Genomic DNA, 9,971 nt, shown 5'->3' with positions numbered 1-9,971 from the left:
GCGGGGGGGGGGGTCCCTTCCCCCCACCGGGGGTGGCCGGCTGGGGGGCGGCGACGCGCCCCGGGGCCACTGCCCATTGTGCGAGGGCGACAGGGTCGCTATCGTCGCCTGGGTGTCGTGACCAATCTGTGATATTCATGCTTCAACGACCGTGACCCCGGGGCTGCCGGGGCGGGCCCCCGAAGACGGGTGGGAAGGCTCCCACCGCACCGCGCGGGGACGGTCATTCGTCGAGGAGGTGCCGATGCGTGCAGCGGTCGAGGTCCGGCCGGTCGAGCAGGACGACATGGTCGATGTCGCGCGCCTGGCGGAGCGTGCCGTCGAGGAGTCGCCGTCGGCCGCGCAGGGAACCCCCTCGGACGCCTCCCGCCTCCTGGAGCACCTGAGCGTGCTGCTGGGCGCGGGCGGGCAGGTCCTCGTCGCGAGCCACGAGGGCGAGATCTGCGGGTTCGCCGTGCTGCGCGTCATCGACCCGTTGCTGTTCGCGACGACCACGAGCCTGTACGTCGACGCCGTCTTCGTCAGCCCGTCGGCCCGGCGCCGCGGTGTCGGCCACGCGCTCCTCGCGGCCGCCGCCGCCGTGGCGGGGGAGCGCGGCGCCGAGAACGTCTACTGCGCGCCGGCCCCGGGTGCCCGCGGCATGCACCGCTTCCTCGCCCGGTTGGGCTTCGCCCCCACGTCGGGGCACCGCGTCGTCGCCACGGCGACGCTGCAGCGCCGCCTGGTCCAGGAGAACCCCCGCGGGACGCGGACGGCGGCCCGCGCGGGGCGCCGGGAGGCGACCCGCGCGGCGATCGAGGACCTCGTCGCCCGCCGTCGCCGCGCCCGGGCCGCGGGCCTGCCCACGGGCCCGGTCGACCTGCGGGCCTTCCAGGCCGAGCGCGACGCCGCGCTGCGCGAGGCCGCCGACCGGGCGGCCGACCGCGGCGAGGGCCCGGAGGGCCCGGACGGCGTGACCTCGCTCGGGGTCGCGACCCGTCGCGACCCGGCGAGCGAGTCCGTCCCGTCCTGAGCCGTCCGCCTCGAGCGGAGCCCTCCGTGGTCCCGCGGCCCGCGCCGCGTCCCCCGGCACCTCGGCCGGGACCTCAGCGGGCGTCGAGGATCATGCAGGTGAGTCGCGCGGTGCACACGCGGCGGCCGTCGTCGTCGGTGACGACGATCTCGTAGGCGGCGGTCGACCGCCCCAGGTGCAGGGCGGTGGCGACCCCGTGCACGCTTCCGGACCGCGCGCCGCGGTGGTGCGTCGCGTTGAGCTCCAGGCCCACCGCGGCACGCCCCGGCCCCGCGTGCTGCTGCGCGGCGACGGAGGCGAGGGTCTCCGCGAGCGACGCCGTCGCGCCGCCGTGCAGCAGCCCGGCCGGCTGGGTGTTGCCGGCCACCGGCATGGTGCCGCCCGTGCGTTCGGCGGCCACCTCCGTGAGCCGGATCCCGAGTCGCTCGATGAGCGTGCCCTGCGCGGCGGCGGTCCACTCCTCGAGGGTGCGGGGGAACCGGGGCGCGTCGGCGGTGGTGTCAGACATGGGCGATAGGTTGGCACCCGTGACGACCTCCGCGCGAACCGGGACCCGCCCACGCCTCCTGCTGATCGACGGCCACTCCATGGCGTACCGAGCGTTCTTCGCGCTGCCGGACACGCTGGTGACCTCCAGCGGCCAGGTGACGAACGCCGTCTACGGGTTCACCTCAATGCTGACGAACCTGCTGCGCGACGAGCAGCCGACGCACGCGGCCGTCGCGTTCGACGCCGGGCGGGTGACGTTCCGCACCGAGCGGTTCCCCGAGTACAAGGGCAACCGTGACGCGACCCCCGAGGTGTTCCGCGGGCAGGTGCCGCTCATCAAGGAGGTCCTCGAGGCGCTGCGCATCCCCGCGCTGCAGCGCGAGGGCATCGAGGCCGACGACATCCTGGCCACGCTCGCCCGCGAGGGGCGCGAGGCGGGCTTCGACGTCCTGGTCTGCTCCGGTGACCGGGACTCGCTGCAGCTCGTCACCGAGGACGTCACCGTGCTGTACCCGAAGCGCGGCGTGTCGGAGCTCGCGCGCATGACGCCGGAGGCCGTCGCCGAGAAGTACGGCGTGCCCCCGCAGCAGTACCCCGACCTGGCGGCCCTCGTGGGGGAGTCGAGCGACAACCTGCCCGGCGTGCCCGGCGTCGGCCCCAAGACGGCGGCCAAGTGGGTCACCACGTACGGCGGCCTCGAGCCGCTGCTGGAGCACGTCGACGAGCTCAAGGGCAAGGCGGCGGGCAACCTGCGGGAGGCGGTCGAGCAGGTGCGCCTCAACCGTGAGCTCAACCGGCTGCTGGACGACGTCGAGCTGCCCCTGTCGGTGGACCGGCTGGGGCTCGACGGGTTCGACCGGGAGGCCGTGCACCGGGTGTCCGACACCCTGCAGTTCGGCGCGCTGCGCGACCGCCTGCTCGCGGCGGACCCGTCCGCGGAGCCGGTCGAGGCGGTCGAGGTGGCGGGCGTGCAGGTCGCGCTCGCGGCGCTCGCGCCGGGCGGGCTGGGTGCCTGGCTGGCGGCGCGCTCCGGTCGCGCCCTCGGGCTCGAGGTCACGGGGACGCCGACGCCGGGTGCCGGCGACGCGTGGGACGTCGCGCTCGCCGACGACCACGACGGCGAGACCGCCGCCGCCGTCGTCGACCTGGCGGACGTGACGCCGGAGGACGAGAGCGCGCTCGCGACCTGGCTCGCCGACCCCGCGGCGCCGAAGGCCGTGCACGGCGCCAAGGCCGCCTGGCACGAGCTCGCCGGGCGCGGTCTGGACCTGCGCGGCGTGTCCTTCGACACCGAGCTCGCGGCATACCTCTGCTACCCCGACCAGCGTGGCTACGACCTCGCCGACCTCACGGTGCGCCTGCTCGGGCGCGAGCTGTCCGCGGGGGAGGCGCCCGACGCCGCCGGACAGGGCGCCCTGGACCTCGCTCTCGACGGCGGTGACGACGACCCTCGGGCGCGGCAGGCGGCCGTGCGCGCGGCGGCCGTGGTCGACCTGGCGCAGGCCCTGTCCGGGCAGCTCGCGGACCGGGGAGCCGCGGGGCTGCTCACGGACCTGGAGCTGCCGCTCACGCAGGTGCTGGGCCGAATGGAGGCCACGGGCATCGCGGCGGACGTCGAGTACCTCACGGAGCTCGAGAAGCAGTTCGCCTCGATGGTGGCCGACGCGGCAGCCGACGCGTACGACGTGATCGGCCGGCAGGTGAACCTCGGCAGCCCGAAGCAGCTGCAGGAGGTGCTGTTCGACCAGCTCGGCATGCCCAAGACCAAGAAGATCAAGACGGGCTACACCACCGACGCGGCCTCCCTGCAGGACCTCTACGTCAAGACCGAGCACCCCTTCCTCGAGCACCTGCTGGCGCACCGCGACGCGACCCGGCTGCGCTCGACGGTCGAGGGGCTGCTCAAGTCCGTGGCGCCCGACGGGCGGATCCACACCACGTTCCAGCAGACGATCGCGGCGACGGGCCGCCTGAGCTCCACGGACCCGAACCTGCAGAACATCCCGATCCGCACGGAGGAGGGGCGGCGCATCCGCCGCGCCTTCCGGGTCGGTGAGGGCTACGAGACGCTGCTCACGGCGGACTACAGCCAGATCGAGATGCGGATCATGGCGCACCTGTCCGGCGACGAGGGGCTGATCGAGGCCTTCCGGTCCGGCGAGGACCTGCACCGCTACGTGGGCTCCCGCGTGTTCGAGGTGGCTCCCGCGGACGTCACGCCCGAGATGCGCTCGAAGATCAAGGCGATGAGCTACGGGCTCGCGTACGGGCTGAGCGCCTTCGGGCTGTCGCAGCAGCTCACCATCCCGACCGGCGAGGCGCAGTCGCTGATGGACGACTACTTCACCCGCTTCGGCGGGGTGCGCGACTACCTCACCGGGGTGGTCGAGGAGGCGCGGGCCACGGGGTACACCGCGACGATCCTGGGACGTCGCCGCTACCTGCCGGACCTCACGAGCGACAACCGCCAGCGGCGGCAGATGGCGGAGCGCATGGCGCTCAACGCGCCCATCCAGGGCAGCGCGGCCGACATCATCAAGGTCGCGATGCTCGGCGTGCAGCGCGAGCTCGACGAGCGCGGGCTCGCGTCGCGGCTGCTGCTCCAGGTGCACGACGAGCTCGTGGTCGAGGTGGCGCCGGGGGAGCGCGAGGCGGCGGAGGACGTGCTGCGGTCGCAGATGGGCTCCGCGGTGCAGCTGGACGTGCCGCTGGACGTCTCCGTCGGCGCGGGGGCGACCTGGCACGACGCCGGGCACTGACGGCTGACGGCCCGGTCGGCGCACGCGACAGGACGCCGGCCACGACGGGGAGGGGAGCACGATGGACCTCGGTCCGGCCCGCGCGGTCGCCGACCACGAGATCCCGACGCGCGCGGCGCTGCGCGTCGCGCCGGGCACCGTGGTGCGGGTCGGGGACCGCGACGACACCTGGCCCGCGTTCGTGTTCGTCACGACCGACGACGGGGGCAGCGGGTGGGTGCCCGCGCGGCACCTGGACGACGCCCGTCCTGTCGCGGAGGTCCGCACGGCCTACGACACGCAGGAGCTGGCGGTGACCGCGGGCGAGCGGGTCGAGGTCACCGCCGACGACGCCGAGTCCGGGTGGAGCTGGTGCGTCGCGCGGGACGGCCGCGCCGGCTGGGTGCCGCACCGGGCGCTCGGGCCCGCCTGAGCCGGTCGGCCCTTCGGGTCAGTCCTTGGTCGTGACGAAGATCGCGGTGCCGGGCAGGACGGCGCCGCGCTCCGGGCTCCAGCCGCCCCACGTGGCGTCGTTCCAGTCCGGCCACTCGGGTTCGACGACGTCGCGCAGGCGCAGGCCGGCGGCGGCGACGTCGCGCACGTGGTCGCCGACGGTGCGGTGGTACTCGGCGTAGCGCACGTCGCCCAGGTCGTCGGTCTCGACGTAGGGACGCCGGTCGAAGTACGAGCGGTGCACGGTGAGTCCCCGGGCGGTGGGGTCGTCGGGGAACGCCCAGCGGACGGGGTGCGTCACGGAGAACACCCACCGGCCGCCGGGCCGCAGCACGCGGGCGGCCTCGGCGTGCACCCGCGCCGCGTCCGCCACGAAGGGGATCGCCCCGTACGAGGTGAACACGATGTCGACGCTGGCGGGGGCGAACGGGAGCGACCGGGCGTCGGCCTGCACCAGCGGCACCGGTGTGCCCGTCGCCGCGTTGAGCCGTGCCGCGCCGGAGAGCATCCGTGCGGAGACGTCGGTGGCCACCACCCGGGCGCCGCGGCCGACCAGCCAGCGTGAGCAGTGCGCCGCACCGGCGCCGATCTCGACGACACGTGCCCCGGCGACGTCGCCGAGCAGGCCGGCCTCCGCCTCGGTGAGGCCCTCCGGGCCCCAGCGGAAGCCCGCGTCGCCGAGGAACGACCCGTGGTCGGCGAGGTAGTCGTCGGCGTTCTCGTCCCACCAGCCGCGCGCGGCCGCGTTGCCGGCGTCGTCGGGGACGTCGTCGTACCCGGCGTGCGTGACGGGACGGGGCGCGGGAGGATGGTCGCTCACCCGGCCATCGTGGCATGGGGCCCCGCGTTGACCCCTCGCCTGGTCATCGATAAGATTGTCCGCGGTGCAGTGCGCCCGGGGCCGTCCTTGAGCTCGAATCGCCGTTGTCACGACGTTGCGGCGGATCGATCGTCACGTCGACATCCCGGTGCCCTCGCCACAGACCCTGTCCGCACTACGTCCTGTCCGCATCGGAGCATCTACTCAATGACCATCTCCACCACGAAGTCCGCCCCGCAGGTTGCCGTCAACGACATCGGCACCGAGGAGGACTTCCTTGCCGCCGTCGACGCCACCATCAAGTACTTCAACGATGGTGACATCGTGGAAGGCACGATCGTCAAGGTCGACCGCGACGAGGTCCTCCTCGACATCGGTTACAAGACGGAGGGTGTGATCCCGTCCCGGGAGCTCTCCATCAAGCACGACGTGGACCCGGGCGAGGTCGTCGCCGTGGGCGACGCCGTCGAGGCTCTCGTCCTCCAGAAGGAGGACAAGGAGGGTCGCCTGATCCTGTCGAAGAAGCGCGCCCAGTACGAGCGCGCCTGGGGCACGATCGAGAAGATCAAGGAGGAGGACGGCGTCGTCACCGGCACCGTCATCGAGGTCGTCAAGGGTGGCCTCATCCTCGACATCGGTCTTCGTGGCTTCCTCCCCGCCTCCCTCGTGGAGATGCGTCGCGTCCGCGACCTCGCGCCGTACGTCGGCAAGGAGATCGAGGCCAAGATCATCGAGCTCGACAAGAACCGCAACAACGTGGTCCTGTCGCGCCGTGCCTGGCTCGAGCAGACGCAGTCCGAGGTCCGCTCCACCTTCCTGCAGACGCTGCAGAAGGGCCAGGTGCGCCCCGGTGTCGTCTCCTCGATCGTCAACTTCGGTGCGTTCGTCGACCTCGGCGGCGTCGACGGTCTGGTGCACGTCTCGGAGCTGTCCTGGAAGCACATCGACCACCCGTCCGAGGTCGTCGAGGTGGGCCAGGAGGTCACCGTCGAGGTGCTCGACGTCGACCACGACCGCGAGCGCGTCTCCCTGTCGCTGAAGGCGACGCAGGAGGACCCGTGGCAGACCTTCGCCCGCACGCACGCCATCGGCCAGGTCGTGCCCGGCAAGGTCACGAAGCTCGTGCCGTTCGGTGCGTTCGTCCGCGTCGAGGACGGCATCGAGGGCCTGGTGCACATCTCCGAGCTGGCCGTCCGCCACGTCGAGCTGCCCGAGCAGGTCGTCAGCGTCGGTGCCGAGGTGTTCGTCAAGGTCATCGACATCGACCTCGAGCGTCGCCGCATCTCGCTGTCGCTCAAGCAGGCCAACGAGGGCATGGACCCGGAGTCCGAGGACTTCGACCCCGCGCTCTACGGCATGGCTGCCGAGTACGACGAGAACGGCGAGTACAAGTACCCCGAGGGCTTCGACCCGGAGACCAACGAGTGGCTCGAGGGCTTCGAGGCGCAGCGCGAGGCCTGGGAGGCGGAGTACGCCAAGGCGCACGCCCGCTGGGAGTCGCACCGCGAGCAGGTCCGTGCGGCCATCGCGGCGGACGCCGACGCGGCCGTGAACGACGCGGTCCCCGGCGGCAGCTCCGGCAGCTCGTCGTCGTCGTCCTCGTCCTCCTCCTACTCGTCGGCCCCGCCGGCGCAGGAGGCCGCGGGCACGCTCGCCTCGGACGAGGCGCTCGCCGCGCTCCGCGAGAAGCTCACCGGCAACTGATCGGCGACTGACACCGTCGGGTCGTCCGCGACCCACCGGTAGCCCACGGCGGCCCGTCACCCCTCGGGGTGGCGGGCCGCCGTCGTGCGCCCGGCCGGGCGTTACTCGTTCGTGCTCGCCGCAGCGCCCGCGAACTGCGTCGCGTGGAGCTCGGCGTACAGGCCGCCCGCGGCGAGCAGCTCGGCGTGCGTGCCGGTCTCCACCACGCGGCCCTCGGCGAGGACGACGATCGCGTCCGCCGCCCGGACGGTCGACAGCCGGTGCGCGATGACGAGGGACGTGCGGCCCGCCAGCGCCTGGTCGAGCGCCGCCTGCACGGCGGCCTCGGACTCCGAGTCCAGGTGGGCGGTCGCCTCGTCGAGAACGACGACGTCCGGCGCCTTGAGCAGCAGCCGCGCGATCGCGAGCCGCTGCCGTTCGCCGCCGGACAGGCGGTAGCCGCGGTCGCCGACCACGGTGTCGACGCCCTCGGGCAGCCGGCCGACCAGGTCCCAGATGCGCGCCTGGCGCAACGCCCGCTCGAGGTCCTCGTCGGTCGCGTCGGGCCGGGCGAAGCGGAGGTTCGCCGCCACGGTGTCGTGGAAGAGGTGCGCCTCCTGGGCGACCACGCCGACCGTGCCCCGCAGCGACGCGGCGGTGACGTCCCGGAGGTCCGCGCCGGCGATGCGCACGGCACCGGAGGTGGGGTCGTACAGGCGCGAGACGAGCTGGGAGACGGTCGTCTTGCCGGCCCCGGAGGGCCCGACCAGCGCGACCATCGCGCCGGCGGGCACGGAGAACGACACGTCGCGCAGCGTGTCCTCGGTGGGGTCGGAGCGCAGCGTCGCGACCGACTCGAGGGAGGCGAGAGAGACCTCGTCGGCCCTCGGGTACCGGAAGGTCACGTGGTCCAGCTCGACGGAGGCGCCCCGGGCGGCCACGGCCGCCCTCAGGTCGGCGGCGCCGGGCTTCTCGGCGAGTGCAGGCTCGAGGTCGAGCACCTCGAGCACGCGCTCGAAGCTGACCAGGGCGGTCATGACGTCGACCTGGACGTTCGACATCGCGGTGAGCGGCCCGTAGAGGCGACCGAGGTAGGCGGTCAGCGCGACGACGGTGCCGACGGTGAGCTCGCCGGCGATCGACTGCAGCCCGCCCAGACCGTAGACGGCGGCGATCGCCAGGGACGCGAGCGTCGTCAGCCCGACGCGGAACCAGGTGCCGAGCAGCGCGGTGCGGACGCCGAGGTCCCGCAGCCGGCGCACCTGGGCCGCGTACCGCGCGCTCTCCGCCTCCGGGTCGCCGAACACCTTGACCAGGTGGGCGCCCGCGACGTTGAACCGTTCGTTCATCATCTGCCCGGCGTCCGCGTTGAGGTCGTACCCGGTGCGCGCCAGCCCGGCGAGTCGGCGCCCGAACCAGCGGGCGGGCAGCACGAACGCCGGGACGAGGACCAGGGACACCAGGGTGAGCTGCCACGACATCGCGAGCATCGCGGCGAGGGTGAACGCGATCGTCAGCCCGTTGGAGACGACGGTCTGGAGCGTGGACGTGAACGCCTGCTGCGCGCCGAGCACGTCACCGTTGAGCCGCTGCACGAGAGCGCCGGTCCGCGCCCGGGCGAAGAAGGCGAGGGGCATCGTCTGGACGTGGTCGAAGACGGCGGACCGCAGGTCGAGGATCAGTCCCTCGCCCACCCGCGACGACAGCCAGCGCTCCGCCACCGCCAGGGCGGCCGTGACGAGCGCGATCCCCGCCGCCGCGGCGGCCATCGCCAGCACGAGCCCGCGGTCGCCGGTCCCGATGCCGTCGTCGATGAGGCGGCGGAACAGCAGCGGCGTGACGGCGCCGGCGGCCGCGCTGAGCACCAGCAGCCCGACGAACGCCGCGAGCTGTGCCCGGTACGGGCGGGCGAAGCCGAGGATGCGGCGGAGCGTCGGGCCCGCGAGCCGGCGGTCCTTCACGGTCGCGTCGTTCAGGTACGAACGCATCGTCGGTCCGCCCGCCATGGCACCTCCCGGCCCGCCCCGGCCCGGTGCCGCTGGGCGCTCATGGCGGGAAGCCTACGCCGGGGGCAGGATGGGCCCATGCTTCGCATCGGCCTCACGGGCGGCATCGCCGCAGGCAAGTCCGTCGTCGCGCGCCGCCTCGCCGAGCTGGGCGCTGTCGTGATCGACCACGACGTCCTCGCCCGGGAGGTGGTGGAGCCCGGCACGGTGGGGCTCGAGGAGGTCGTCGCGGCCTTCGGCGAGGGCGTCCTCGCCCCGGACGGCTCCCTCGACCGCCCGGCGCTGGGGCGGCTCGTCTTCGACGACACGGCCTCCCGGGCACGGCTCGAGGGCATCCTGCACCCGGAGATCCGCCGCCTGGCGGCCGAGCGGGAGGCGCTCGCCGGGGCCGCGGACGACCGGGCCGTCGTGGTCCACGACATCCCGCTGCTGGTCGAGACCGGCCAGGCCGATCATTTCCACCTGCTCGTGGTCGTGCACGCCCCCGCGGAGCAGCGGGTCGCGCGCCTCGTCGACGGACGCGGCCTCGACGACGGTGCGGCGCGGGCCCGCGTCGGGGCGCAGGCGACGGACGAGGCGCGGACCGCCGTCGCTGACGTGGTGCTGGACGGTTCCGGCACGGAGGACGGGCTGCGCGAGCAGGTCGACGCGCTCTGGCAGCGGCTGCGCGCGGAGGTGGACGAGGAGTCCGACGCCGCGTCGTCGGCCTGACGCGGCCGGCGACGGCACGACGACACCACGAGGGCGCCCGACCGGAGGGAGCCGGTCGG

Annotated in this window: 8 protein-coding genes; 5 read left to right on the top strand and 3 right to left on the bottom strand. The window is 74.0% G+C overall.

The window, feature by feature from the left end:
• Positions 1-244: 244 nt before the first annotated feature.
• Positions 245-1,012 (top strand): GNAT family N-acetyltransferase, encoded by a 768-nt coding sequence (locus ACFQ80_RS21910; RefSeq protein ID WP_430552013.1) that lies wholly within the window; start codon positions 245-247, stop codon positions 1,010-1,012.
• 73 nt (positions 1,013-1,085) lie between these two features.
• Here ACFQ80_RS21910 and ACFQ80_RS21905 read toward each other — a convergent pair whose 3' ends face one another.
• Positions 1,086-1,520, bottom strand: a complete 435-nt coding sequence (locus ACFQ80_RS21905; RefSeq protein ID WP_430565129.1) for a hotdog fold thioesterase — start codon at positions 1,518-1,520, stop codon at positions 1,086-1,088.
• On the opposite strand from ACFQ80_RS21905, the gene polA reads away from it, so the two are divergent.
• Both polA and ACFQ80_RS21895 read left to right on the top strand, forming a co-directional pair.
• Positions 1,519-4,260 carry a DNA polymerase I gene (gene polA / locus ACFQ80_RS21900; RefSeq protein WP_430565128.1) on the top strand — a complete coding sequence of 914 codons (2,742 nt, stop codon included), beginning with the start codon at positions 1,519-1,521 and terminating at the stop codon, positions 4,258-4,260. The two genes, ACFQ80_RS21905 and polA, sit on opposite strands and share 2 nt — an antisense overlap.
• Before the next feature lie 61 nt (positions 4,261-4,321).
• Positions 4,322-4,672 (top strand): SH3 domain-containing protein, encoded by a 351-nt coding sequence (locus tag ACFQ80_RS21895; RefSeq protein ID WP_430565127.1) that lies wholly within the window; start codon positions 4,322-4,324, stop codon positions 4,670-4,672.
• An 18-nt stretch (positions 4,673-4,690) separates the two neighbouring features.
• Here ACFQ80_RS21895 and ACFQ80_RS21890 read toward each other — a convergent pair whose 3' ends face one another.
• Positions 4,691-5,512 (bottom strand): class I SAM-dependent methyltransferase, encoded by an 822-nt coding sequence (locus ACFQ80_RS21890; protein ID WP_430552009.1) that lies wholly within the window; start codon positions 5,510-5,512, stop codon positions 4,691-4,693.
• Between the two features lie 207 nt (positions 5,513-5,719).
• On the opposite strand from ACFQ80_RS21890, the gene rpsA reads away from it, so the two are divergent.
• On the top strand, positions 5,720-7,216 hold the full coding sequence (gene rpsA / locus ACFQ80_RS21885; RefSeq protein WP_430565126.1) for a 30S ribosomal protein S1: 1,497 nt from the start codon (positions 5,720-5,722) through the stop codon (positions 7,214-7,216).
• Positions 7,217-7,317: 101 nt separating this feature from the next.
• Here rpsA and ACFQ80_RS21880 read toward each other — a convergent pair whose 3' ends face one another.
• On the bottom strand, positions 7,318-9,183 hold the full coding sequence (locus ACFQ80_RS21880) for an ABC transporter ATP-binding protein (RefSeq protein ID WP_430565125.1): 1,866 nt from the start codon (positions 9,181-9,183) through the stop codon (positions 7,318-7,320).
• A gap of 96 nt (positions 9,184-9,279) precedes the next feature.
• On the opposite strand from ACFQ80_RS21880, the gene coaE reads away from it, so the two are divergent.
• On the top strand, positions 9,280-9,912 hold the full coding sequence (coaE, locus tag ACFQ80_RS21875; protein ID WP_430565124.1) for a dephospho-CoA kinase: 633 nt from the start codon (positions 9,280-9,282) through the stop codon (positions 9,910-9,912).
• Positions 9,913-9,971 lie beyond the last annotated feature (59 nt).

Origin of the sequence: Isoptericola sp. NPDC056578, from assembly GCF_042793275.1 — a bacterium.
In the GTDB taxonomy this organism is placed as follows: Bacteria; Actinomycetota; Actinomycetes; order Actinomycetales; family Cellulomonadaceae; genus Isoptericola.
The sequence above is the reverse complement of the archived record's forward strand: the minus strand, read 5'-3'. Positions and strand labels throughout refer to the sequence as shown.